General features: G+C 66.6%; 29 protein-coding genes and 1 pseudogene. 21 read left to right on the top strand and 9 right to left on the bottom strand.

Going from position 1 to position 22,010, the window contains the following annotated elements:
- From VGF12_RS17335 to VGF12_RS17325, 3 genes are all read left to right on the top strand, one after another.
- Window positions 1-1,536: molybdopterin-containing oxidoreductase family protein (locus tag VGF12_RS17335; RefSeq protein ID WP_331177296.1), on the top strand; the 1,536-nt coding region annotated here is incomplete at its 5' end.
- Entirely contained in the window at window positions 1,533-2,588 is a 1,056-nt protein-coding gene (locus tag VGF12_RS17330) for an aminopeptidase (RefSeq protein ID WP_331177295.1), read from the top strand. The genes VGF12_RS17335 and VGF12_RS17330, both read left to right, overlap by 4 nt.
- The gene (locus tag VGF12_RS17325; protein ID WP_331177294.1) at window positions 2,554-3,087 is read left to right on the top strand and encodes a GNAT family N-acetyltransferase; all 534 of its coding nucleotides are present in this window, start codon (window positions 2,554-2,556) and stop codon (window positions 3,085-3,087) included. Before VGF12_RS17330 ends, VGF12_RS17325 begins: the two co-directional genes overlap by 35 nt.
- A gap of 245 nt (window positions 3,088-3,332) precedes the next feature.
- Here VGF12_RS17325 and VGF12_RS17320 read toward each other — a convergent pair whose 3' ends face one another.
- Window positions 3,333-4,295 (bottom strand): aldo/keto reductase, encoded by a 963-nt coding sequence (locus tag VGF12_RS17320; protein ID WP_331177293.1) that lies wholly within the window; start codon window positions 4,293-4,295, stop codon window positions 3,333-3,335.
- A gap of 2 nt (window positions 4,296-4,297) precedes the next feature.
- Window positions 4,298-5,065, bottom strand: a complete 768-nt coding sequence (locus VGF12_RS17315; RefSeq protein WP_331177292.1) for a tetratricopeptide repeat protein — start codon at window positions 5,063-5,065, stop codon at window positions 4,298-4,300.
- A 106-nt stretch (window positions 5,066-5,171) separates the two neighbouring features.
- Here VGF12_RS17315 and VGF12_RS17310 point away from each other — a divergent pair, with 106 nt between their 5' ends.
- Window positions 5,172-5,498, top strand: a complete 327-nt coding sequence (locus VGF12_RS17310; RefSeq protein ID WP_331177291.1) for a polyhydroxyalkanoic acid system family protein — start codon at window positions 5,172-5,174, stop codon at window positions 5,496-5,498.
- A 49-nt stretch (window positions 5,499-5,547) separates the two neighbouring features.
- On the opposite strand, the gene VGF12_RS17305 is transcribed toward VGF12_RS17310, so the two are convergent.
- Window positions 5,548-5,799, bottom strand: a complete 252-nt coding sequence (locus tag VGF12_RS17305) for an acyl-CoA-binding protein (RefSeq protein ID WP_331177290.1) — start codon at window positions 5,797-5,799, stop codon at window positions 5,548-5,550.
- A 108-nt stretch (window positions 5,800-5,907) separates the two neighbouring features.
- Between VGF12_RS17305 and VGF12_RS17300 the strand changes: the two genes are divergently transcribed.
- A complete protein-coding gene (locus VGF12_RS17300) occupies window positions 5,908-7,341 on the top strand; it encodes a wax ester/triacylglycerol synthase family O-acyltransferase (RefSeq protein WP_331177297.1) in 1,434 nt (477 codons plus the stop codon).
- 234 nt (window positions 7,342-7,575) lie between these two features.
- Here VGF12_RS17300 and VGF12_RS17295 read toward each other — a convergent pair whose 3' ends face one another.
- From VGF12_RS17295 to VGF12_RS17280, 4 genes are all read right to left on the bottom strand, one after another.
- Window positions 7,576-7,929: a hypothetical protein gene (locus tag VGF12_RS17295; RefSeq protein ID WP_331177289.1), complete on the bottom strand. Its 354-nt coding sequence runs from the start codon at window positions 7,927-7,929 to the stop codon at window positions 7,576-7,578.
- 106 nt (window positions 7,930-8,035) lie between these two features.
- A complete protein-coding gene (locus VGF12_RS17290) occupies window positions 8,036-8,389 on the bottom strand; it encodes a hypothetical protein (protein WP_331177288.1) in 354 nt (117 codons plus the stop codon).
- A 173-nt stretch (window positions 8,390-8,562) separates the two neighbouring features.
- Window positions 8,563-9,336 carry a hypothetical protein gene (locus tag VGF12_RS17285; RefSeq protein WP_331177287.1) on the bottom strand — a complete coding sequence of 258 codons (774 nt, stop codon included), beginning with the start codon at window positions 9,334-9,336 and terminating at the stop codon, window positions 8,563-8,565.
- Window positions 9,337-9,349: 13 nt separating this feature from the next.
- On the bottom strand, window positions 9,350-10,012 hold the full coding sequence (locus VGF12_RS17280) for a TetR/AcrR family transcriptional regulator (RefSeq protein ID WP_331177286.1): 663 nt from the start codon (window positions 10,010-10,012) through the stop codon (window positions 9,350-9,352).
- 61 nt (window positions 10,013-10,073) lie between these two features.
- On the opposite strand from VGF12_RS17280, the gene VGF12_RS17275 reads away from it, so the two are divergent.
- The 12 genes from VGF12_RS17275 to hisA all read left to right on the top strand — a co-directional run bounded on the left by VGF12_RS17275 (window position 10,074) and on the right by hisA (window position 18,953).
- Entirely contained in the window at window positions 10,074-10,997 is a 924-nt protein-coding gene (locus tag VGF12_RS17275) for an ABC transporter ATP-binding protein (protein ID WP_331177285.1), read from the top strand.
- Window positions 10,994-11,749: an ABC transporter permease gene (locus VGF12_RS17270; protein ID WP_331177284.1), complete on the top strand. Its 756-nt coding sequence runs from the start codon at window positions 10,994-10,996 to the stop codon at window positions 11,747-11,749. Before VGF12_RS17275 ends, VGF12_RS17270 begins: the two co-directional genes overlap by 4 nt.
- Window positions 11,750-12,034: 285 nt before the next feature.
- The gene (locus VGF12_RS17265; RefSeq protein ID WP_331177283.1) at window positions 12,035-12,274 is read left to right on the top strand and encodes a BolA family protein; all 240 of its coding nucleotides are present in this window, start codon (window positions 12,035-12,037) and stop codon (window positions 12,272-12,274) included.
- Window positions 12,271-12,930, top strand: coding sequence for an ATP phosphoribosyltransferase (gene hisG / locus VGF12_RS17260; protein WP_331177282.1), 660 nt, complete (start codon window positions 12,271-12,273; stop codon window positions 12,928-12,930). Before VGF12_RS17265 ends, hisG begins: the two co-directional genes overlap by 4 nt.
- A complete protein-coding gene (hisD, locus tag VGF12_RS17255; protein ID WP_331177281.1) occupies window positions 12,927-14,249 on the top strand; it encodes a histidinol dehydrogenase in 1,323 nt (440 codons plus the stop codon). Before hisG ends, hisD begins: the two co-directional genes overlap by 4 nt.
- 33 nt (window positions 14,250-14,282) lie before the next feature.
- Window positions 14,283-15,131, top strand: a complete 849-nt coding sequence (locus VGF12_RS17250; RefSeq protein ID WP_331177280.1) for a hypothetical protein — start codon at window positions 14,283-14,285, stop codon at window positions 15,129-15,131.
- Between the two features lie 55 nt (window positions 15,132-15,186).
- Window positions 15,187-15,405, top strand: a complete 219-nt coding sequence (locus VGF12_RS17245) for a CopG family transcriptional regulator (RefSeq protein ID WP_331177279.1) — start codon at window positions 15,187-15,189, stop codon at window positions 15,403-15,405.
- Complete coding sequence (locus VGF12_RS17240; protein ID WP_331177278.1) at window positions 15,402-15,833, top strand: PIN domain-containing protein; 432 nt, start codon at window positions 15,402-15,404, stop codon at window positions 15,831-15,833. Before VGF12_RS17245 ends, VGF12_RS17240 begins: the two co-directional genes overlap by 4 nt.
- A complete protein-coding gene (gene hisC, locus VGF12_RS17235; RefSeq protein ID WP_331177277.1) occupies window positions 15,830-16,909 on the top strand; it encodes a histidinol-phosphate transaminase in 1,080 nt (359 codons plus the stop codon). The genes VGF12_RS17240 and hisC overlap by 4 nt, the downstream gene beginning before the upstream one ends.
- A complete protein-coding gene (gene hisB, locus VGF12_RS17230) occupies window positions 16,906-17,502 on the top strand; it encodes an imidazoleglycerol-phosphate dehydratase HisB (protein ID WP_331177276.1) in 597 nt (198 codons plus the stop codon). The genes hisC and hisB overlap by 4 nt, the downstream gene beginning before the upstream one ends.
- On the top strand, window positions 17,499-18,146 hold the full coding sequence (gene hisH, locus VGF12_RS17225) for an imidazole glycerol phosphate synthase subunit HisH (protein ID WP_331177275.1): 648 nt from the start codon (window positions 17,499-17,501) through the stop codon (window positions 18,144-18,146). Before hisB ends, hisH begins: the two co-directional genes overlap by 4 nt.
- A 60-nt stretch (window positions 18,147-18,206) precedes the next feature.
- Window positions 18,207-18,953, top strand: a complete 747-nt coding sequence (gene hisA, locus VGF12_RS17220; protein ID WP_331177274.1) for a 1-(5-phosphoribosyl)-5-[(5-phosphoribosylamino)methylideneamino]imidazole-4-carboxamide isomerase — start codon at window positions 18,207-18,209, stop codon at window positions 18,951-18,953.
- 7 nt (window positions 18,954-18,960) lie between these two features.
- On the opposite strand, the gene VGF12_RS17215 is transcribed toward hisA, so the two are convergent.
- Complete coding sequence (locus tag VGF12_RS17215) at window positions 18,961-19,566, bottom strand: CHRD domain-containing protein (RefSeq protein ID WP_331177273.1); 606 nt, start codon at window positions 19,564-19,566, stop codon at window positions 18,961-18,963.
- A 114-nt stretch (window positions 19,567-19,680) separates the two neighbouring features.
- Between VGF12_RS17215 and hisF the strand changes: the two genes are divergently transcribed.
- The 4 genes from hisF to VGF12_RS17195 are packed head-to-tail and all read left to right on the top strand — an operon-like array spanning window position 19,681 to window position 21,747.
- Window positions 19,681-20,442: an imidazole glycerol phosphate synthase subunit HisF gene (hisF, locus tag VGF12_RS17210; protein WP_331177272.1), complete on the top strand. Its 762-nt coding sequence runs from the start codon at window positions 19,681-19,683 to the stop codon at window positions 20,440-20,442.
- Window positions 20,442-20,993 carry a 16S rRNA (guanine(966)-N(2))-methyltransferase RsmD gene (gene rsmD, locus VGF12_RS17205; RefSeq protein WP_331177271.1) on the top strand — a complete coding sequence of 184 codons (552 nt, stop codon included), beginning with the start codon at window positions 20,442-20,444 and terminating at the stop codon, window positions 20,991-20,993. Before hisF ends, rsmD begins: the two co-directional genes overlap by 1 nt.
- Window positions 20,990-21,490 (top strand): pantetheine-phosphate adenylyltransferase, encoded by a 501-nt coding sequence (gene coaD, locus VGF12_RS17200; RefSeq protein ID WP_331177270.1) that lies wholly within the window; start codon window positions 20,990-20,992, stop codon window positions 21,488-21,490. The genes rsmD and coaD overlap by 4 nt, the downstream gene beginning before the upstream one ends.
- Before the next feature lie 2 nt (window positions 21,491-21,492).
- Entirely contained in the window at window positions 21,493-21,747 is a 255-nt protein-coding gene (locus VGF12_RS17195; protein ID WP_331177269.1) for a YfhL family 4Fe-4S dicluster ferredoxin, read from the top strand.
- Here VGF12_RS17195 and VGF12_RS17190 read toward each other — a convergent pair.
- Window positions 21,728-22,010, bottom strand: a pseudogene (locus VGF12_RS17190) (hypothetical protein); the annotation flags it as partial. The gene VGF12_RS17195 and the pseudogene VGF12_RS17190 sit on opposite strands and share 20 nt — an antisense overlap.

Below are 22,010 nucleotides of genomic sequence, written 5' to 3'. Positions count from 1 at the left end.
GGCATGCACACGCGCCATTTCGCTGGCGCCAGGCTCATCATCATCTGGGGCAGCAACAGCATCACGTCCAACCTGCATTTCTGGACTTATGCCAATCAAGCCAAGCGCGAAGGTGCCAAGCTGATCTGCATCGACCCGCGCAAGACCGAGACGGCCGACAAATGCCATCAGCACATTGCGCTGCTGCCCGGCACCGACGGCGCGCTCGCGTTGGGGCTGATGCATGAGCTGATCCGCAATGCCTGGCTGGACCACGACTACATCGAGAACCACGTCGACGGTTGGGAGGAGTTGCGTGCCAAGGCACTCGCCTGGCCGCCCGAGCGCGTGGCCGAGACCTGCGGCATCACGGCTGACGAGGTGCGCGGTTTGGCCCGCGACTACGCGACGACGACGCCTGCTGCCATTCGCATGAACTACGGCCTGCAGCGCGTGCGGGGCGGTGGCAATGCGGTGCGCCTGATCGCGCTGCTGCCCTGTCTGACCGGCGCCTGGCGCCATCCCAGCGGCGGCGCGCTGCTGTCGGCCTCGGGCTGGAACGCACCCTACAAGAATCCCAGCCTCGAGCGCCCCGACCTGCTGGCCGGCCGTCAGCCGCGCATGGTCAACATGAGCACCATCGGCGACGCGCTGCTGCAGGCCGATCCCCCCATTGAGGCTGTGGTCGTCTACAACAGCAACCCGGTGGCTGTGGCGCCGGAGTCGCCCAAGGTGGTCAAGGGCTTCCAGCGCGAAGACTTGTTCACCGTCGTGCTCGAGCACTTCATGACCGACACGGCCGATCTTGCCGACTATGTGCTGCCGGCGACGACCCAGCTCGAACACCTGGACGTGCACACGTCGTACGGACATACCGACGTGCTGATGAACCAGGCGGCGATAGCGCCACTGGGGGAGGCCAAGACCAACACGCAGATCTTCCGCGAGCTTGCCGCGGCGATGGGCCTGACCGATCCCTGTTTTGGTGAGACCGACGAGGAGCTTGTCGCCCAGGCCTTCACGCCCGACATCGATCTGGATCTGCTGCGCACTCAAGGCTGGCAGACGCTTCCCATTCCTGAGGCGCCGTTTGCCCACGGCGGCTTCCGCACGCCCAACGGCCGCGCCCAGGCGGCGGGTGCGGACTTCGTGCCCAACTACGAGAGCGTTCAGGCAGCCCCCGAGCTGGCTGCGCGCTATCCGTTGGCCATGATCTCGCCGCCAGCGCGCAACTTCCTGAACAGCAGCTTCGTCAACGTGAAGAGCCTGCGCGACATCGAGGGTGAGCCGGTCATCGAGATGCATGCCGACGATGTCGCCCGGCGGGGCCTGGCGGACGGCACGCTGGTGGCTGCCTTCAACGATCGCGGCCGCTATGTCGCCAAGCTGAAGGTGAGCGCGCGTGCGCGGCCCGGCGTCGTCAACGGGCTGGGTGTGTGGTGGCGCAAGCTGGGAGTTCAAGGCAGCAACGTCAACGAAGTGACGCACCAGCGCCTGACCGACATGGGCAACGCGCCGACCTTCTACGACTGCCTCGTCGAGGTGGAAGCCGCTTGATCCGCATCCTGCTGCTGGCGGTGGCCCTGCTTGCCTTGAGCGGCTGCAGCGCTGTCAGCCACTGGGGGCAGGCCACCGCCGGTCACCTGGGCATCATGCGCGCCGCCAGGCCGGTCAACGACTGGCTGTCCGACCCGGCGACTCCGCCTGAGCTGGCCCAGCGGCTGACGGTGTCCCAGCAGATGCGCGACTTCGCGACGGACCGCCTCGCGCTGCCCGACAACAACAGCTACCGCCGCTACGCCGATCTGCACCGTCCAGCGGCCGTCTGGAACATCGTTGCTGCACCCGAATTCGGTTTCACGCTCAAAACCTGGTGCTATCCCATCATGGGTTGCGCGGGCTACCAGGGCTGGTTCAACCGCGATGCCGCTGAGGCTCACGCCGACGTGCTGAAGGCCGAGGGCTGGGACGTGCAGGTGCAGCCCATTCCGGCCTACTCGACGCTGGGCTGGAGCCGATGGTTCGGGGGCGACCCGCTGCTGAGCACCTTCATCCGTTATCCCGAGGGCGAGCTGGCCGCCATGATCTTCCATGAGCTGGCCCACCAGCGCGTCTATGCCGGCGACGACACCGGCTTCAACGAGGCCTACGCCGTCGCCGTCGAAGAGCTCGGCGCGCGCGAATGGCTGGCAGCCAGACCGGAGGCGCTGACCGCCTTCGAGGCCGGCCGCGCACGGCGAGCGCGCTTCCTCGCGCTGGCCCGCGAGGGACGTGAACGGCTCAAGGCTGTCTATGCCGGCGCGGCCGATGCCCGCGCGGCGGGCAAGGCCGCCGTCATGGCCGACCTGCGCGAGCGCGCGCCTCGCGAGGCGCCCGGCTGGGAGGCCTGGTTCCGGCGCGCCAACAACGCCAGCTTCGCCATCCTGTCGGCCTACGACGAATTGGTGCCGGCCTTCCTGCGCCTGTTCGAGCGCGAGGGGCGGGATTGGTCGAAGTTCCACGCGGCCGTCGAGCGGCTGAAATTGATGTCGCGCGACGAGCGCCGGGCTACATTGCGCAGCCAAGGAGGTTCCGATGACATTGACCCTGCGCCGCGTCAAGGCCGCTGACGCTGCAGCCATCGCCGAACAGTTCAGCGCTCCCGAAGTCTTCGGCGGAACGCTGCAGTTGCCCTTCGCCAGCGAGGAGATGTGGATGCAGCGCATCGCTGGCATGAACCCGCCAGCCGCCGGCTCCAATGAGCTGGTATTGGCCGCCGTGCTGGACGACAAGCCCGTGGGCCTTGCCGGCCTGCACCCGGTCGGCCCGTCGGTGCGTCGCCGCCATGCGATGGGCTTGGGCATCACTGTCGCCAGGGCAAACCAGGGCCAGGGTGTGGGTCAGGCGCTGATGACGGCGTTGTTGGACTTTGCCGACAACTGGGCCCAGGTCCTGCGCATCGAGCTGACGGTCTATCACGACAACCAGCGTGCCATCCGGCTCTATGAGCGGCATGGCTTTGCGCCCGAAGGCCGGCTCAAGGCCTATGCGCTGCGCAACGGAGAGTATGTGGACGTGGTGACGATGGCGAGGCTGCATCCGAGGCAGCCGTTGGTGGCTACGGCCTGAGCCGCGGATTCGACCAAGGCTACGAGCGGCGGTCCCAGATCAGACCCATTGCAGCGGCGACCCCAAGCGTTGCGTAGAACGGCCATGCAGGCAGCTCGATGGGTAGCGTCGGCAAGGCACGATGGCGAGCAAGACGCCAGCAAGGCCGATGCAGATGATCGGTCGACTCCATGTCGGATCGCCCGCCACGGCCATGATCGCGGCGACGAGCTGCCGAAGCATTTCCGTGCCGGGTGCGGGCCGGCTCAGGGTAGCGCCTGCCCCCGTGCCGTCACATACAGCCGATACCACTCATCCCGGGTCAGTTGGATCCTTGGCGCGTCAGCGCAAGCGCGGATGCGCTCGGCATTGCCGCTGCCGATGACCGGCTGAATGCCCGCAGGATGCCGCAGCAGCCAGGCCAGCAGCACGGCATTGGCCGTCGTGTTGTGCGCCTCGGCGATCTCGTGGACGACCTGGGCCGCAGCCGACGCCGCCGGATCGTTGAAGCGCCCCTGGGCGAGCGAGCCCCAGGCCTGCAGTTGCACGCCGCGTTGTTGCGCGTACTCCAGCGTGCCGGCCCAGGCGCTCCCACCCGGCCTTGCGCTCGCCTGTGGATCGTTGAACGTGGTGCCCGCGTCGATGGCGTCCAGTTTGGCCAGACTGAGCTCCAGCTGGTTGACGACGAGGGGCTCGCTCAGCGCCGCCTGCAGCCAGCGCATCTGGCCGACGTGCATGTTGGATACGCCCAGGTGACCGACCTTGCCGGCCGCCTTGAGGCGCCCGAAGGCACGGGCTACCTCGGCGGGCTCCATCAGCGCATCGGGGCGATGGAGCAGCAGAATGTCGATGTGCTCGACAGCCAGGCGCTGCAGGATGCCGTCGACACTGCGTTCGATGTGGTCGGCACTGAGGTCGTAGCGCCCGACGTTGGTGTCGTCGGCGAAGCGGATGCCGCATTTGCTCTGCAGCCTCACCCTGGTGCGCAGCCCCGGGTCCCGCCTGAGCAGTTCGCCGAATACGGCCTCGGCCTTGCCGCGACGGTAGATGTCGGCGTGGTCGAAAAGCTTGACGCCAATGTCCAGCGCCGCTTCGACGGCCTCATGGGCCTGGGCGATGTCTGCCTCCGTGACGGGGCCGCCGCCCCAATCGCCGCCCAGGGCCATGCAGCCGTAGACGAGAGGGCCGACATCGATCAGATGGGTATTCAGGGGCAGGGTGCGGGTCATGTTCAGGCGATGGAGCTGGGGCCGGCATCATGCGCCAGCGGCAGGGCACCGCGCCAGCCGAGCAGGCCGGCGAGTGCTGCGGCGAGGCCCGCGATGACTGCTGTGACGCTGGCCGCGTGTAGCAGCCGGCGACGTTGCCTTGGGCTCAGCAAGGTCCTGCGTGCCGGGGGAAGAGCGAGTTCGTGCATCAGCATGATCTCGTGTTGGCGCTCCTCGATGAGAGAGGCGAGATCGCCACCCTGTTGCAGCTGACGCGCCAGTTCGCGCACGGCGTCGAGCTCGCGCTGGTGGATGCGCAGACCCTGCGCCTTCAGCGCGCTGCCCAGGGTGCGAGCGCGCAGATACAAGGCCTTGGCGGCGATACGGTCAGGCTGGCAGCCCCAGCCTGATTCCAGACAGCTGGCCAGGTTGAACGTGGCGTCGGCATGGCCCAGCGTCGCGGCGGCGGTGTACAGGGCGATGCCGCGTGGGGCGTCGGGGGCGCCGCCCCAGCCGGCAACAAGGGCGCGGCCGAGGTGGAACTTGGCTGTCAGGCTACCCTCGGCGTTGGCTTCCTCCAGGCGCTTACGGGCCTGCACGGGGTCGCAGGGCAGGCCCAGACCTTCGAGCTGGCAGAAGGCGAGCATGGCCAGCCCTTCTGCATCGCCCGAGTCGGCAGCGACGCGGAACCAGTAGACGGCTTGCCCATGGTCCGGCTCCACGGCGCGCAAATGCCGCAGCCCCTCGCCGAGCGCGTCGAGGCGGTGCGGGTCGTGGTCGACAAGACGCATGGATCCTCCCTGGTGCGGGCTCGGCGGCCCGCTTTCCGGCGCCGCAGTATGCGTGCAAACAGGGCGGCGGCGGTAGAGTGCATGCCCCGAGCAAGGAGAGCCGCAGATGGCCGAGATCCGCATTCACCGAGACCACGCGCTGGGCCTCAAGAAGGCCAGGGAGATTGCCTGGAAGTGGGCCGAGCAGGTCGAGCAGAAGTTCGAAATGGAGTGCACGGTGCTGGAGGGCGAGACCAGCGACACCGTGGAATTCGCGCGATCCGGCGTCAGCGGGGAGCTGATCGTCGCGCCCGACCACTTCGAGTTGGTGGCCCAGCTTGGTTTTCTGCTGGGTGCCTTCAAAAAGACCATCGAGGGCGAGATCGAGAAGGAGCTGGACTCGCTGCTGGCCGCCAGCGCCAAGAAGTCGCCCGCCAAAAAGAAGCCGGCCTGACCCCGCGGTCGGCCGGCTCCATGGCGATGCCGCGCTTGCGGCGGATGGCTTACTTCAGGGACTCGATGAGGTCGACATACTGTTGCATCGCGTCGTCGGTGCTGGTGCCCTTGAGCTCGTTCCAGGCATCCCATTTGGCGCGGCCGACCATGTCGGTGAAGCCGGGGCGCTTGTCCTGTACGTCACCGCTGCTGCCCTGCTTGTAGAGCGCGTAAATCTTCAGCAGCGTCATGTTGTCGGGCCGCTCGGGCAGGTTCTTGGAGTCGGCGACGGCGGCTTCGAATTGGTCTTTCAGGCTCACGGGGGTTTCTCCAGGCTGATCAGGGACGTCGATTCTCATGACAATCAGTCGACGGGCAGCCGAGTTTAGGCCCCGAAAAACAACTCGCGAGGAGACGCAGTGGGCCAGATGAGCGAACGCATGTCCAAGGTGGATACGGCTTGGCTGCGCATGGACACCGAGGCCAACCTGATGATGATCGTGGGCGTCTGGTCCATCCGGCCGGGCATCACGTTGGGTGCACTGCGCGAGCGCGTCGCCGAGCGGCTGCTGCAGTACCCGCGCTTCCGGCAGAAGGTGGTCGAGGACGCACTGCTCGGTGCGCAATGGGTGGTCGACAAGGACTTTGACATCGCCCGCCACGTCGTCGCCGAGGTGCCGCTGCCGCTGCGTGGCCAAAGCCGTGACGAGGTGTTGCGCAAGCGCGTGGGCGAGCTCTGCACGCAGGCGCTGGACCCGGCGCATCCGCTGTGGCAGTTCCAGCTCATCGAGGACATGGGCGACGGCTCCAGCGCGCTCATCGCCCGCATCCACCACTGCATCGCCGATGGCATCGCGTTGATCGCCGTCATGCTGTCCATCACCGATGGCGGCAAGGCGCCGCCCAGGCGTGCGCCCAAAGTCGAGCCGGAGGAGCCCCACGAAGCGGACTGGCTGCTCGACGCCTTCCTGCGGCCCATGAGCAACATGACGGTCAAGGCCATCGGCATGACCGGCAAGGGCGTGGCCAAGGGCATGAACCTGGCCATGAACGGCGGCACGCCGATGGACTCGTCGCTGGAAATGGCGCGCCTTGGTTACCAGGCTGTGTCCGACGTGGCGGCGTTCGCGTTGATGCCGGACGACTCGCCCACGCGGCTCAAGGGCAAGCCCGGCGTGGGCAAGACGGTAGCCTGGGACGACAGCCTGGCGCTCGACGAAGTCAAGGCGGTCGGCAGGGCGCTGGGGGCGTCCATCAATGACGTGCTGTTGGCTTGTGCGGCCGGCGCGATCGGCCGCTACCTCGTCGACAAGGGCGAGGACCCTTCGGGCAAGGAGATCCGAGCCATGGTGCCGGTCAACCTGCGTCCTCTGGAGCAGGCCTGGCGGCTGGGCAACCGATTCGGCCTCGTGCCCCTGGTGCTGCCGATCGGCATCGCCAACCCCGTCGAGCGGCTGTTCGCGGTGCGCGCGCGCATGAGCGAGCTCAAGGGCAGTTTTCAGCCCGTGATGGCCTTCGGCCTGCTATCGGTGGCGGGCTTGCTGATCAAGCCGGTGCAGCACGCGATGCTGAACATCTTCGCGAGGAAGGCGACCGCCGTCATGACCAACGTGCCCGGTCCGGCCCAGGCGCTGCAGTTCTGCGGCTCGACGGTCGAGAAGGTGATGTTCTGGGTGCCGCAGTCTGGTGACATTGGCATGGGGGTCAGCATCCTGACCTATGCCGGCCGCGTGCAGTTCGGTCTCATCACCGACACGGGCCTTTGTCCTGATCCCGAAGCCATCATCACCAACTTCGCGCCCGAGTTCGAGAAGCTGCTGATGCTGTCGCTGATGCTGCCTTGGGAGCGGGACGCCGCTTGAGCCACAGTCCGGCCTGATTCGACTTGGCGGGTGCCGCGCGCAGGTCGCCGCCTTCTTCATCCGAAACTTGCCAAGGGCGGTGAGACAGACCATCTCGACCATCGCCAGGTCGGTCCCCTCGCGAAGACCGCGTACTGCGCTTCGTCGAGGGGTCGGGTGTCGGTGCAGTCGCGGTTGCTGCCCTTGTCGCGTTCACCGCTGAAGACAAGGGTGCGACCGCCGGGTCGACGTGGCTCAGGACGAACCAGGCGCGGAAGCGTTGGTGGCAGGCTTCCTGGCCTGCGGCCGGCCGGCGGCGCTTGGATAGGCGCGCATGACGAGGGTCGGGTCGGCCTTGTCGAGGTAGGTGGCGAGCTGCTCCTCGGTGCAGGGCTTGGCGTCGGGGTAGTACTTGCTGTCGCCGGGGTATTTCTCGCCGCGGTACGCCGGCGCATTGCCGGCCGGATAGTGAGCGCTGAAGCTCGCGTGGCTCTGAGCGCAAGCGGTGCGCAACTCGGCGCGGGCTTTGTCCATCGACGTGTCGGGACTGTCCGCGGCGAAAGCGCTGGTGCTGCCCAGGACGAACACGAGGATGAATGTCTTCCGCATGGCTGGCCTCCTGCGAAATTGCGTTGAGTCGCAAGATTAGGCGGCCCTGCCGGAAAAGCAAAGGCGCTCCGAGGAGCGCCTTGCGTTTGCTAACAGATCGGCTGGATCAGGAGCCAGCGGACTCGGACTTCTTCTTGCCCTTGACGGTCGGGCGGCCGGCGGCCGTGGGATAGGCGGCCATCACCTTGGACGGATCGGCCTTGTCCAGGTAAGCAGCGTACTGTTGCTCGGTGCAGGCCAGCAGCTTGCCTGGCCGGGCTTCACCCTTGTACTTGCCGTTGGCGTACACGAACTGGTATTCGTTCGCGGCCACCGGCGTCGAGATGCTGCTGGTGTCGCTGTAGCTCTTGGCGCACTCGGCGCGCAGCTCGGCCTGCTCGGGCGTGGCGTTGTTAGCGGCCTGGGCGGCGGTGCCGGCAAAAGCGGTGAAGGCTGCAAGTGCGGGGATCAGGAACTTCATGGCGCTGTCTCGTTGGGGGGTGAGTAATGGGTGCGGAGCTTACGCCGCGATGCCAGGGCTGGCACCCCCGAGGGCGCGGGAGGTCGGGTCGTGACGCAGTTCACGAATTGTTCGGGTGACCGTGAAATATGCCCGCTTTCGCGGGCAAGGTGGGCGCCACCCGGGGTGGGTCCTCACTCCTCCAACTCTTCCTTGGCCAGCTCGATGTCGAGCAGTTCCATCGCGTCCATGGCCTGACAGGCCGCTGCATCGGCGTACAGCTTCTCTGCCTCTTTCATGCGCTTGTCGCCCTCGAGCATGACGAGGCCGTTGGCGCGCTCGATCATCGCAATGGCGCTGGTCGGGTTCAGCTTGATGGCCTGCTCGAACATCTTCAGCCCAGTGGCAGTGTCAGCACCCTGTGTGCGGCCCAGCAGCTTGCCCACCTTGTCGATGACCTCGGCATGGAACGCGCCCAGCGCGATGTGGGCGTCGGCATGCTTGGGGGCCAGTGAGATGGTGGTTTCCAGCGCATTCTTGACCTTGGTGCCCAGCCCCTGAGCCAGTGCCTTGGCAACGCTGATGCCCTGGCCGTAGCGACCCAGCGCGTAAGCCTGCCAGTACCAAGCGTTGGCGTTCTTGGGCTCCTCGACTTGCTGGCCTTCCGCACGCTGGGCTATTTCCAGAAACATCTCCAGCTTCACCTTCTCCTTCTTCTCGAGGTAGTTGGCGTAGATGCCCTGGGCCTTGTTGGCCGCCGTCAGGCCGGCGCCTCCGGCGGCAAGGCCGGCGTCGTAGGCCGCCTGGAAATCCCCGGCATGGAAATGAATCCAGGCCTGGACGACGTCGGCGTTTTTGGGAAAGGGTTCGGCGTCGCCGGCATGCAGCCGGGCCCAATGCTTCTTCAGCGTGGCCGGCGTGTAGACAAAGGCGCTGTTGTCGTAGGGAAAGGCGGTCCACTTGGCCATCGCGATGTCTCCTTCAGGGTTGTGATTGGTATTGACCGGCGAGCTTGAAGAGGTGGTCCTTGGAGGCGGGTTCGAGGTAGGGTAGCAGCAGGCTCAGGGCGTGAAAGGCGCCGCGCATCAGGGCGCTGCCGGCCCGGTCGGGTTCCAGCGCGTGGCGCGGGTCACGAACGTACTCGTAGCTCAGCCAGTAGCTCACCACCACGACCATCGCATTCGCTGTGGGGGCTGCTTCGCGTAGTTCCATCTTCAGCGCGCCACCCAGGTGCAGGCCCGACAGCACGTTACGCATCGCCTGCTCCTTCGCGGCGAGCAGGCTCTGGAAGTGCGTTTCGAGGCGGCGATTCTTGAACAGCAGGTCGTTCAGGTCACGGTAGAGGAAGCGGTGCTTCCAGATCAGCTCGAAGAGCATGTGGAAGAACAGCCACGCGTCCTCCACGTTGCGCACGTTGTCGGCCGCGGCCAGCAGCTCGCTGAGCTCGGTCTCATAGCGGCCGAAGAGGGCATTGACCAGTTCGTCCTTGGCCGGGTAGTGATAGTAGAGATTGCCCGGACTGATCTTCAGTTCGGCCGAGATCAGCGTTGTCGACACGTTCGGCTCACCGAAGGCATTGAAGAGGTCCAGCGTGACCTCCAGGATGCGTTCGGCGGTGCGGCGGGGGCGTTTGGGCGTGGGCATCGCAGGGCATTCTGGCAGTGATCCGCACGCAAAAAAGGCCGGCTTTTAGAATCCCGCGCCTATGCCGAGTCCGACCTCATCGCCCCCCGCCATCTCGTTTGAAAACGTCAAAAAGACCTACCGGGGAGGGCAGGTGAAGGCGCTGGACGGCGTGACGTTCGACATCCACCCGGGCGAGTTCTTCGGCCTGCTCGGTCCCAACGGTGCTGGCAAGACGACGCTGATCAGCGTGCTGGCCGGCCTGGCCAAGGCCACCGAAGGCCGCGTGCGTGTCATGGGCCACGACGTGGTAGACGACTACGCCGCAGCCCGCAAGGCATTGGGCGTGGTGCCGCAGGAGCTGGTGTTTGACCCCTTCTTCAGCGTGCGCGAGACGCTGCGCATACAGAGCGGCTATTTCGGCGTGTACGGCAACGACGACTGGATCGACGAGCTGCTGAGCAACTTGGGCCTGGCCGACAAGGCCAACGCCAACATGCGTCAGCTTTCAGGCGGCATGAAGCGCCGCGTGCTGGTGGCGCAGGCCCTGGTGCATCGTCCGCCGGTGATCGTGCTGGACGAGCCGACGGCCGGCGTGGACGTCGAGCTTCGCCAGACGCTGTGGCAGTTCATCGCTCGCCTCAACAAAGAGGGCCACACGGTGCTGCTGACGACGCACTACCTCGAGGAGGCGGAGGCGCTGTGCCAACGCATCGGCATGCTGAAGCAGGGACGCATCGTCGCGCTGGACCGCACCTCGCAGCTGCTGGCCGGTACGGCTTCGACAATGCTGCGCTTCAAGACAGACATGCAATTGCCACCCGAAATCGCCGCGCGTGCCCGTGTGACCGGCCGCATCGTTCAAGTGACTGCGCATGACGCTGCCGAGGTGGAATCCACGCTGGCGGAGCTGAGGAAGGTTGGCGTGCCCGTGGAGGACCTTGAGATCGGCCGCGCCGACCTCGAAGACGTGTTTCTCGAAATCATGCAGGGAGAACATGCATGAACGGCGCCGCGACCCTTTTCAAGAAGGAAGTGCTGCGCTTTTGGAAGGTCAGCTTCCAGACTGTTGCCGCGCCGGTTCTCACGGCGGTCATGTACCTGCTGGTCTTCGGCCACACGCTGGAAGACCACGTGAAGGTTTACGACACCGTCGGCTACACGCAGTTCCTTATCCCCGGCCTCGTGATGATGAGCGTGCTGCAGAACTCGTTTGCCAACAGCTCGTCAAGTCTGATCCAGAGCAAGATCACCGGCAACCTCGTGTTCCTGCTCCTGACACCGCTTTCCCCGCTGGCCTGGTTCGTCGCCTACGTGGGCGCTGCCGTGGTGCGAGGCCTGGCGGTGGGCATGGGCGTGTTGCTCGTCACGGCGTGGTTCGCTCCGCCCGGCCTTGATAACCTCCTCTGGGTCCTGGCCTTTACGGTGCTCGGTGCCGGCCTGATGGGTACGCTGGGCCTGATCGCCGGTCTGTGGGCCGAGAAGTTCGACCAACTGGCCGCCTTCCAGAATTTCATCGTCATGCCGATGACCTTCCTGTCGGGCGTGTTCTATTCGGTGCATTCGCTGCCCGGGTTTTGGCAAGGCATCAGCCACCTCAACCCGTTCTTCTACATGATCGATGGCTTCCGACGCGGCTTTTTCGGCGTCAGTGACGTGTCGCCATGGTTGAGCTTGGCGGTCGTGGCCTCAGCCCTCGCCGTGACCGCCGGCATTGCGCTGTCGCTGCTCAGGCGCGGCTACAAGATCCGCTCCTGAGCCAGCCTCAGGTGGGTGCCGGCGGGCGCTCCGCGCGCATCGAGCCGGTGATCGGGGTGGGCGGTGCCAGCCAGGCCAGCCAAGGCTTGCAGGAGCACCTGCCTCGGGAACGCTGCCGCGCCGAGTCGAGATCCAGTGCTGGCCCGCGTGGTGGATGGGTCGACGTGGGTCCAGGGTGGCATCGCCGCACCGCGGTGGTGATCCGCGCCGGCCATGTGCAGGGCCCCGCTCAGGTGCGGAGATGGCCTGGCCTTTAAAATACCGGGTTTGCACCGAGGACCCGTGATGGCCGACCCGACCCCGCAAGACGTTCGCGATTTCATTGCCGCAGGCCTGCCTTGCGTGCATCTGGAGGTCGAGGGCGACGGGCGCCATTTCTTCGCCACCATCGTGTCGGCCGAGTTCGCAGGTCTCACGCGCATCAAGCGCCACCAGCGCGTTTACGCAGCCTTGGGTGAGCGCATGCGCGAGCAGATCCACGCACTGTCCATGAAGACGCTTACGCCCGAGGAGTGGGCGCAATGAGCAACCTGACTCTTGCCCTGTCCAAGGGCCGCATCTTCGAGGAGACCCTGCCGCTGCTGCATGCCGCCGGCATCCAGGTGCTGGAAGATCCCGAGACATCGCGCAAGCTCATCCTGCCGACCAACCGCGATGGTGTGCGTGTGGTGCTGGTGCGTGCCAGCGACGTGCCGACCTATGTGCAGTACGGCGGTGCCGACCTTGGCGTCGCCGGCCGCGATGTGCTGCACGAACAGGCACTCGCGCAGGGCGGCTCGCACGGGCTCTATCAGCCGTTGGACCTCCGGATCGCGCGCTGCCGCATGAGCGTGGCCACACGCGCGGACTTCGACTACGCGGCTGCTGTCAAGCAGGGTTCGCGCATCCGTGTGGCGACCAAGTACACCGAGATCGCCCGCCAGCACTTCGCCGACAAGGGCGTGCACGTCGACCTCATCAAGCTCTACGGCTCCATGGAGCTGGCGCCGCTGACCGGCCTGGCTGACGCCATCGTGGACCTCGTCTCCACCGGTGGCACGCTGCGCGCCAACAAGCTCGTTGAGGTCGAGCAGATCATGGACATCTCGTCGCGCCTCGTCGTCAACCAGGCCGCGCTCAAGCTGAAGCGCGATGCCCTGCGGCCCCTCATCGACGCGTTCTCAAAAGCCATTCCCGCATGAAGCTGATCCGCCAACTCTCGACCGCCGCCGCCGACTTCGATGCCGAGTTCGAGCGCCTGCGCCATTGGTCGGCGGAGACGGACGCGGCCATCGAGGGCCGCGTGGCGGAGATCCTGGCCGACGTGCAATCCCGAGGCGACGCCGCCGTGCTTGACTACACAGCACGCTTCGACCGCGTGAGCGCCGACAGCGTCGCAGCACTCGAGATCACCCAGGACGAGTTGCAGGCCGCGCTGGCATCCATCACGCCGGCCCAGCGTGACGCGCTGCAGGCCGCTGCCCGGAGGGTGCGCGCCTATCACGAGCGTCAGCTCGACGCCTGCGGCCGCAGCTGGAGCTATCGTGACGAGGACGGCAGTCTGCTGGGCCAGAAGGTCACGCCGCTGGATCGCGTCGGTATCTACGTGCCAGGTGGGAAGGCAGCCTATCCGAGCAGCGTGCTCATGAGCGCGATTCCGGCTCACGTTGCCGGCGTGCAGGAAATCATCATGGTCGTGCCGACGCCGGATGGACTGCGCAACCCCCTGGTGCTGGCCGCCGCAGCCGTGGCCGGCGTGCACCGCGCCTTCACCATTGGCGGGGCCCAGGCAGTGGCTGCACTGGCCTATGGCACGGCCACCGTCCCCCGCGTCGACAAGATCACCGGTCCGGGCAACGCCTACGTTGCCTCGGCCAAGAAGCACGTCTTTGGGCAGGTGGGCATTGACATGATTGCCGGCCCCAGCGAGATCCTCGTCATCGCTGACGGCACGACACCGCCCGACTGGGTGGCGATGGACCTATTCAGCCAGGCCGAGCACGATGAGTTGGCGCAGAGCATCCTGCTCAGCCCCGACGCGGCCTACCTCGACGCCGTGCGAGCCAGCATGGAGAAGCTGCTGCCCTCGTTGCCACGCGAGGCGGTCATCCGTGCTTCACTGGAGGGGCGCGGAGCGCTGATCCAGACTCGCTCGATGGAAGAGGCCTGCGAGATCAGCAATCGCATTGCCCCCGAGCACCTGGAGATCAGCGCCGACCAGCCGCAGCGCTGGGAGCCGCTGCTGCGCCATGCGGGGGCCATCTTCATGGGCGCGTACACCAGCGAAAGCCTGGGCGACTACTGCGCCGGCCCCAACCACGTGCTGCCCACGGCCAGTACGGCGCGCTTCTCGTCGCCGCTGGGCGTCTACGACTTTCAGAAGCGCAGCAGCCTCATCGAGGTGAGCGCGGACGGCGCGCAGGCGCTCGGGCGCATCGCGAGCGAACTGGCGCATGGCGAGGGGCTGCAGGCCCACGCGCGGGCCGCGGAATTGCGCCTGCATGCGGTGCCTGGCGGCTGAAGGCGGCGCTGTCGCTTCGGGTACGCTGGCGCGATGCCCTTGCGTCGTCGTGAACTCATCCTTTCTACGGCCGCGGCCCCGCTGGCCGCCCATGCGGCACCGCGCCGCTTGCGCCTCCCGCTGGTCGCGCCCAAGGCCGAGCTGGCGCGCAGCTATGCAGCCATGCTGTTGGAGCAGGCGCTGGCGGCCGTCGGCATGCCGGTCATCCTGGAGCCCACTGCGGAGCTGATACCGCAGAACCGGGCGCTTCAGGAGCTGGGCCGACAGGCGCGGCTGGATGTGCTCTGGACCATGACCTCGATCGAGCGCGAGCAACAGGCTCAGCCCATCAGGGTGCCCATCTTCAAGGGCCTGTATGGCTGGCGGCTGCTGCTTGCCTCACCCGAGATCGCGGCGCGCCTGCGCGATGTGCGCACCCTTGAAGAGCTGCGCAGGTTCTCGCTGGTGCAGGGGCTGGAGTGGCCTGACACCGGCATCCTGCAGGGGAACGGCTTGAACGTCGTCGTGTCGCCCAGCTATGACGCGATGTTCAAGCAGCTGCGCCTGGGGCGGGCCGACGCTTTTCCTCGCGCGGTGGAGGAGGTCTGGTGGGAGCTGGAGCGCTATGGCCAGGGCTTGACGGTCGTGCCGGATATCTGCCTGCACTATCCGGCGGCCGTCTACTACTTTGTCGCGCCGGAAGAGGCCGAGTTGGCCGCCGCCATAGAGCGGGGCCTGATGCGCATGCGCGCCAGCGGTGCTTTCGACAAGCTCTTCATGGAGCACCTCGGCCAGGACCTGGCCCGTGCCAAGCTGGGCAGTCGTCGCATCATCGAGCTGAGCAACCCGCTGCTGCCTCCTCAGACGCCCTTGCACAGGCCCGAACTCTGGTATCGGCCTTGAGGGTTGTTTGAACACGAAGTTCGTGTTTCACGAACTTCGTGTTACTCTGCCGAGCATGAAGAACGTCACCGTGTCCATGGACGACGCCGTGGCCGAATGGGCCCGCCTGGAGGCTGCGCGGCACAACACCAGCGTCTCCCGCCTGCTGGGCGAGTTGCTGGCCGAGAAGATGCAGCACGACGACGCCTACGAGCGCGCCCTGCAGGACTGGTTGCACCGTGAGCGCTCGTGGTCATCGAACGGTCAACCCTATCCAGGCCGGGGCGTGCTGTGAGCGTCGGCCCGGTCTTCGTCGACACCTCCGTGCTGCTGTTCAGCGAGGATGGCGCCCGGCCGCCCGAGCGCGACCGGGTGCTGGTCTGGCTTCGCGACTTGTGGGCCACGCGCACGGGCCGTGTCTCCGTTCAGGTTCTGAACGACTTCTACTTGCTGGCCACCCAGCGCGTAAACCCGCCCATGCCGCAGGGCGATGTGCGTGCCGAGGTGCGCCGCTACCAGCACTGGCGCCCCTGGGTGGCCGACCAGGCCACCGTTGAATCCGCCTGGTCGCTGGAGAGCCGCTTCGGCCTGCCTTTCGCCGATGCGCTGGTCGTCGCCAGTGCCAAGGCACAGGGCTGCACCCGCCTGCTCAGCCTGGCCCTGCCGCACGACGCCGTCTACGACAGCGTGCAGGTGATCAACCCTCTCGTGATCGCGCCATGACCGCTGCCCTCGACCAAGCCCTCGCCCAGATCCGACCCGACGTGCGTGCCGCTCATGCCTACGTCGTCCAGCCCAGCGCCGGTCTGCTGAAGCTGGACGCGATGGAGAACCCCTACCGACTGCCGCCCGCGTTGCAGCAGGCCCTGGGCGCGCGCCTCGGCGCGCTGGCGCTGAACCGCTACCCAGCCGAGCGCACCGCCGAATTGGCCCGCGCGCTGGCCCGCCACGCAGGCGTGGGCGAGGGCTGCGGCGTCACGCTGGGCAACGGCTCGGATGAGCTCATTGCGCTGCTGACGCTGGCCGTGGCACGACCCGGCGCCAGCGTGTTGGCCCCCGTGCCCGGCTTCGTCATGTACGAGGCCCTGGCGCGCCAGCAGCGGCTGGATTTCGTCGGCGTGCCGCTGCGTGCCGAGGACTTCGAGCTGGACGAGCCCGCGATGCTGGCTGCCATCGAGAAGCATCAGCCGGCGCTGATCTACCTGGCCTACCCCAACAACCCCACCGCCACGTTGTGGGACCCCACTGTCATCGAGCGAATTGCCCGGGCTGCACCCGGGCTCGTCGTCATGGACGAGGCCTACCAGCCTTTCGCCAGCGCGGACAGTCTGGCGTTGATGGCCCGCCAGAAGAATGTGCTGGTCATGCGCACCATGAGCAAGTTCGGCCTGGCCGGCGTGCGCATCGGCTACCTGCTGGGCGCCGCGGAACTGGTGGAGCAGGTCGAGAAGCTGCGCCCCCCCTACAACATCAGTGTGCTGAACGCCGAGGCCGCACTGTTCGCGCTGGAGCATGCGGAGGTCTATGCCGCCCAGGCCGCCGAATTGCGGCAGCAGCGCGGGCGCCTGTTTGCTGCCTTGCAGGCCATGCCAGGCGTCACACCCTGGCCCAGTCAGGGCAATATGATCCTTGCCAGAGTGCAGGACGCGGCTGCCACCTTCGCAGCGCTGAAGTCCCGAGGCGTACTGATCAAGAACGTCTCGGCCATGCATCCGTTGCTCGCGAACTGTGTGCGCATCACGGTCGGAACGCCCGACGAAAACACCCGCCTGCTGGCCGAACTCCCGAGCTGTCTATGAGCACTCCCCGCATCGCCGAAGTCACCCGCAACACCCGCGAGACCCGCATCACCGTGCGCGTCAATCTCGACGGCACGGGCCACTCCAAGCTGCAGACCGGTATCGGCTTCTTCGACCACATGCTGGACCAGATCGCGCGCCACGGCCTGATCGACCTGGACATCCACTGTGAGGGTGACCTGCACATTGACGGCCATCACACTGTGGAAGACGTCGGCATCACGCTGGGTCTGGCCGTGGCCAAGGCGGTGGGCGACAAGGCCGGCCTGACGCGCTACGGACACAGCTATGTGCCGCTGGACGAGGCGCTGTCGCGCGTCGTCATCGACCTCTCCGGCCGCCCAGGCCTGCACATGGACGTCAAGTTCACGGCCGGCAGCATCGGTGCCTTCGACACGCAGCTGACGTTTGAGTTCTTCCAGGGTTTCGTCAACCACGCGCTGGCCACCGTTCACATCGACAACCTGAAGGGCCACAACGCCCACCACCAGGCCGAAACCATGTTCAAGGCCTTCGGCCGCGCGTTGCGCATGGCCACGACGGCCGACCCACGCTCGGCCGGCGTGATCCCATCGACCAAGGGCTCGCTGTGACGAGAAAGGTCGTCGTGGTCGACTACGGCATGGGCAATCTGCGCTCGGTGTCGCAGGCCGTCATCCATGCCGCCGAAGGGCAGGGCTTCGACGTCGCCATCACCTGCGATCCGGACGTGGTGCGTGCTGCCGAGCGCGTCGTTCTGCCGGGCCAGGGCGCCATGCGTGACTGCATGCGCGAGCTGGCCGAATCGGGCGTCAAGGAGGCCGTGCTGGAGGCCGCCGCCACCAAGCCGCTGCTGGGCGTCTGCGTCGGCATGCAAATGCTCCTGGATCACAGCGAGGAGCAGGACACGCCCGGCCTCGGGCTGATCCCGGGCCGCGTTCAGCGCTTCCACCTGGAAGGCCGGCTGCAGGATGACGGCAGCCGCTTCAAGGTGCCGCAGATGGGCTGGAATCGCGTGCACCAGTCACGTGCGCATCCGGTGTGGGCCGGCATCCCGGACGAGAGCTGGTTCTATTTCGTGCACAGCTTCTACGCAACGACGGCGTCGACCGAGCACAGCGTCGGTGAGACGGACTACGGTCTGCGCTTTACCTGTGCGGTGGCGCGGGATAACATTTTTGCGACTCAATTCCACCCCGAGAAAAGTGCCGCGCTGGGCCTCGCCCTCTACCGCAACTTCCTGCACTGGAAGCCCTGAACGGGGCTGCGTTTTCTCGACCTCCGCCCTCCCTTTCCTCCAGCCCTTCAGCCCTCGGCCATGCTGCTGATTCCCGCTATCGATCTGAAAGACGGTCGCTGCGTCCGCCTCAAGCAAGGCGACATGAACGACTCCACCACCTTCGGCGAAGACCCAGCCGCAATGGCGCGCCGCTGGCTGGACGCCGGGGCCCGGCGCCTGCACCTGGTGGACCTGAACGGTGCCTTCGCAGGCAAGCCTGTTAACGAACCGGCCATCAAAGCCATCATCAAGGAGGTGGGTGACGAGATTCCCATCCAGCTTGGTGGCGGCATCCGCGACCTCGACACCATCGAGCGCTACCTGGACGACGGGCTCTCCTACGTCATCATTGGCACGGCGGCGGTGAAGAACCCAGGCTTCCTGAAGGACGCCTGCAGCGCCTTTGGCGGTCACATCATCGTGGGCCTGGATGCTAAGGACGGCAAGGTTGCCACGGACGGCTGGAGCAAACTGACCGGCCACGAGGTCATCGACATGGGCCAGAAGTTCCAGGACTACGGCGTCGAAGGCATCATCTACACGGACATCGGCCGAGACGGCATGTTGACCGGCATCAACATCGAGGCCACCGTCAAGCTGGCCCAGGCGCTGACCATTCCCGTCATCGCCTCCGGCGGCCTCTCGGATATCGCCGACATCGAGCGGCTCTGCGCAGTCTTCGGCGACGGTGTCGAGGGCGTCATCTGCGGCCGCTCCATCTATACCGGTGCGCTGGACTTCAGCGCCGCCCAGGCCCGCGCTGACGAGCTGATGGCGGCAGGTTGACGCTGCGTCAGCCGCGACGGCGCCGCGCCACCAGTGCCAGCACGCCCAGGCCACTGAGCATCAGCGCATAGGTCCCGGGCTCAGGCACCGGCGCCAGCTGCAGGAAGGTGCGGATCTCGCCGCCCGGGAAGGCGTTGCTGTGCACGTTCAGATAGGCCTTGCCCGTGGCCACGCCGTCCATCAGGCCGGCGAAGGCCAGGGCCGTGTTGCCGTTGTATGTGGAGACGTTGTTCAGGAAGGCAGAGTTGTAGCTGCTCGCCAGCGTCATGTCGAAGGTGTGGTCGTAGCTGCCCGAATTCAGGCCCAGCACCATACCGGTGAAGGTGGGGGTGGTGGTAGCGACGCCGGTGGTGCCGGTCTCGGCCGTGACGGTGCAGCAATGGATGTGGGCTGCCGTCGAAGTGCCGATCAGGCCCGCATAGTCGAACTGCACGCGCATGGTGCTGTCGTGGTCGTTGAAGGTGATGACCACGCTGCCCGTGCCCGGCGAGGCGTTGGCGGGCGCCTCCTTGCTGCCGGCCAGGTTGCCCACGTAGACCGTCTCATGAGCTGAGGCCGGCAAGGTCAGGGCAAGCGCGAGGGTGCTCAGGGCGAAAAGGGCGACGCGAGGCATGCAGTTCTCCTGTGTCATTGACGAAGCCTGCGGATTTGGCATCCTTTCACCGGCACCGCGAAGCCCCTAACCATCGAGGGAATAATTCGGGCTTCGTTCCCGTCCGCCGCTTTCATGCTCGCCAAACGCATCATTCCCTGCCTCGACGTCACCGCCGGCCGCGTGGTCAAGGGTGTCAATTTCGTCGGTCTGCGCGACGCGGGCGATCCGGTGGACATCGCCGCCCGCTACAACGAGCAGGGAGCGGACGAGCTGACCTTCCTTGACATCACGGCCACCAGCGATGGCCGTGACCTCATCTTGCACATCATCGAGGCCGTGGCGGCCCAGGTCTTCATCCCGTTGACCGTGGGCGGTGGCGTGCGCTCCGTGGCGGACGTGCGGCGGCTGCTGAACGCCGGCGCCGACAAGGTCAGCTTCAACTCTGCCGCAGTGGCCGATCCCGAGTTGATCCGTGCCGCCAGCGACAAGTACGGCGCCCAGTGCATCGTCGTTGCGATCGATGCCAAGCGGCGCGGGGATGGTTCGGGTTGGGACGTCTACACCCACGGCGGTCGCAAGAATGTCGGGTTGGACGCCGTCGAATGGGCGAAGCAGATGGCCGAGTTCGGCGCCGGCGAGATCCTGTTGACCAGCATGGACCGCGACGGGACCAAGAGCGGCTTCGACATCGAACTGACTCGCGCCGTGAGCGATGCCGTGCCGGTGCCCGTCATCGCGTCGGGCGGCGTCGGTTCACTGGAAGACCTGGCCGACGGCATCACCAAGGGCGGTGCCGACGCCGTGCTGGCCGCCAGCATCTTCCATTTTGGTCAGCACACGGTGGGCGAGGCGAAGGCCTTGATGGCCGCGCGCGGGATTCCCGTGCGTCTGTGATGGGCGAGGTGAGGATCATTGGTGGGCAGTGGAAGCGTTCCAAGCTGCCCGTTCCCGACGCGCCCGGCCTGCGCCCGACTTCCGACCGCGTCCGGGAGACGCTGTTCAACTGGCTGGGCCAGACGTTGGCCGGCTGGCATGTGCTGGACGCCTTCGCCGGCAGCGGTGCGCTGGGCTTCGAGGCCGCCTCGCGCGAGGCCGCCGAGGTGGTGCTGCTGGAGCGCGATTCCAAGCTCGCCGCAGGCCTGCGCGCCAGCGCGCAACGGCTCAAGGCCACGACGCTGGTCGTCCACGCCGTCGATGCGCTGGCCTGGATGCGCTCGCAGCCAGCCGGCAGGTTCGACCTGATCCTGCTCGATCCGCCCTTCGCCGCCGACCTGTTCGACGCGGCCCTGGCCGCTGCACTGCCACTGCTGGCCGATGATGGTCTGATCTATGTCGAATCGCCCGACGGCATCGCCGCGCCGACGGGATTCACCGTCTGGCGCCAGGGCCGCGCGGGGGCCGTGCACTACCAACTGCTGCGCCGGGGCGAGAATCCTGCACCATGACTTCGCGCACCACCATTACCGCCATCTACCCCGGCACCTTCGACCCAATCACCCTCGGTCACGAGGACCTGATGCGTCGTGCCGCCGGCATGTTCGAGCGGCTGGTGCTGGCCGTGGCCGTGGGCCATCACAAGAAGACGCTGTTCTCGCTGGACGAGCGTCTGGCGATGGCCCAGGAGGTGGCAGCGCCGCTGGGCAACGTCGAGGTCATCGCCTTCGACGGCCTGCTGCGCGACTTCGTGCGCGCCCATGCCGGCCGGGTCGTGGTGCGCGGCCTTCGCACGGGCGGCGACTTCGAGTACGAATTCCAGATGGCCGGCATGAACCGCAAGCTCATGCCCGAGGTCGAGACCATCTTCCTCACTCCCGGCGAGCGCCACCAGTACACCTCCAGCACCTTCGTGCGAGAGATCGCGACGTTGGGAGGCGAGGTGGCGGAGTTCGTGTCGCCGTCGGTGCTGGCGCGACTGAACGAACGCTGCCGCCGGGGGGACTGACCATGGCGCTGATGATCACCGATGAGTGCATCAACTGCGATGTCTGTGAGCCCGCCTGCCCGAATAACGCGATCTCGATGGGCGAGGAGTTCTACAAGATCGAACCGGCCAAATGCACCGAGTGCGTGGGCCATTTCGACGAGCCGCAATGCGTGACGCTCTGCCCCGTCGCCTGCATCCCTATCAACCCCGCCCACATCGAGAGCCGCGAGACGCTGCTGCAGAAATACCAGCGCCTCACGGCAGCGGCTGGCTAGACAAGGCTGCCTTCAGCACCTGTGCCAGTTTGGCCCCGGCGAGGATCAGCTGCCGGCGCTTGATGGCGTCCGCTCGGGCGCTGTAGCCGCGGGGCAGCACGACGGTCCAGTGCGAGCCCTGCTTTGCCGAGAAATTCAGTCCTTCGAAGGCCAGGCTGGCCTGCGCCAGCGATTGCGAGGCCCAGCGGGCCGGCCAATCGGCCGGATCACCCTGGTTGGGTCGGATCTTGCGCGCCTCGGCCAGCCAGACGGCATCCACGCGC

It is taken from the genome of Roseateles sp., from assembly GCF_036404855.1.
Classification (GTDB): Bacteria; Pseudomonadota; Gammaproteobacteria; order Burkholderiales; family Burkholderiaceae_C; genus Pelomonas.
The sequence above is the reverse complement of the archived record's forward strand: the minus strand, read 5'-3'. Positions and strand labels throughout refer to the sequence as shown.

Coding starts and splice junctions, on each gene's coding strand:
- VGF12_RS17250 (WP_331177280.1), top strand. CDS start 14,283: ATGCCCTTGCGTCGTCGTGAACTCATCCTTTCTACGGCCGCGGCCCCG.
- rsmD (WP_331177271.1), top strand. CDS start 20,442: ATGGGCGAGGTGAGGATCATTGGTGGGCAGTGGAAGCGTTCCAAGCTG.
- VGF12_RS17295 (WP_331177289.1), bottom strand. CDS start 7,929: ATGCGGAAGACATTCATCCTCGTGTTCGTCCTGGGCAGCACCAGCGCT.
- VGF12_RS17270 (WP_331177284.1), top strand. CDS start 10,994: ATGAACGGCGCCGCGACCCTTTTCAAGAAGGAAGTGCTGCGCTTTTGG.
- hisD (WP_331177281.1), top strand. CDS start 12,927: ATGAAGCTGATCCGCCAACTCTCGACCGCCGCCGCCGACTTCGATGCC.
- VGF12_RS17280 (WP_331177286.1), bottom strand. CDS start 10,012: ATGCCCACGCCCAAACGCCCCCGCCGCACCGCCGAACGCATCCTGGAG.
- hisF (WP_331177272.1), top strand. CDS start 19,681: ATGCTCGCCAAACGCATCATTCCCTGCCTCGACGTCACCGCCGGCCGC.
- VGF12_RS17215 (WP_331177273.1), bottom strand. CDS start 19,566: ATGCCTCGCGTCGCCCTTTTCGCCCTGAGCACCCTCGCGCTTGCCCTG.
- VGF12_RS17290 (WP_331177288.1), bottom strand. CDS start 8,389: ATGAAGTTCCTGATCCCCGCACTTGCAGCCTTCACCGCTTTTGCCGGC.
- VGF12_RS17285 (WP_331177287.1), bottom strand. CDS start 9,336: ATGGCCAAGTGGACCGCCTTTCCCTACGACAACAGCGCCTTTGTCTAC.
- VGF12_RS17315 (WP_331177292.1), bottom strand. CDS start 5,065: ATGCGTCTTGTCGACCACGACCCGCACCGCCTCGACGCGCTCGGCGAG.
- coaD (WP_331177270.1), top strand. CDS start 20,990: ATGACTTCGCGCACCACCATTACCGCCATCTACCCCGGCACCTTCGAC.
- hisC (WP_331177277.1), top strand. CDS start 15,830: ATGACCGCTGCCCTCGACCAAGCCCTCGCCCAGATCCGACCCGACGTG.
- hisG (WP_331177282.1), top strand. CDS start 12,271: ATGAGCAACCTGACTCTTGCCCTGTCCAAGGGCCGCATCTTCGAGGAG.
- VGF12_RS17325 (WP_331177294.1), top strand. CDS start 2,554: ATGACATTGACCCTGCGCCGCGTCAAGGCCGCTGACGCTGCAGCCATC.
- hisB (WP_331177276.1), top strand. CDS start 16,906: ATGAGCACTCCCCGCATCGCCGAAGTCACCCGCAACACCCGCGAGACC.
- VGF12_RS17310 (WP_331177291.1), top strand. CDS start 5,172: ATGGCCGAGATCCGCATTCACCGAGACCACGCGCTGGGCCTCAAGAAG.
- VGF12_RS17265 (WP_331177283.1), top strand. CDS start 12,035: ATGGCCGACCCGACCCCGCAAGACGTTCGCGATTTCATTGCCGCAGGC.
- hisA (WP_331177274.1), top strand. CDS start 18,207: ATGCTGCTGATTCCCGCTATCGATCTGAAAGACGGTCGCTGCGTCCGC.
- VGF12_RS17195 (WP_331177269.1), top strand. CDS start 21,493: ATGGCGCTGATGATCACCGATGAGTGCATCAACTGCGATGTCTGTGAG.
- VGF12_RS17275 (WP_331177285.1), top strand. CDS start 10,074: ATGCCGAGTCCGACCTCATCGCCCCCCGCCATCTCGTTTGAAAACGTC.
- VGF12_RS17300 (WP_331177297.1), top strand. CDS start 5,908: ATGAGCGAACGCATGTCCAAGGTGGATACGGCTTGGCTGCGCATGGAC.
- VGF12_RS17320 (WP_331177293.1), bottom strand. CDS start 4,295: ATGACCCGCACCCTGCCCCTGAATACCCATCTGATCGATGTCGGCCCT.
- VGF12_RS17245 (WP_331177279.1), top strand. CDS start 15,187: ATGAAGAACGTCACCGTGTCCATGGACGACGCCGTGGCCGAATGGGCC.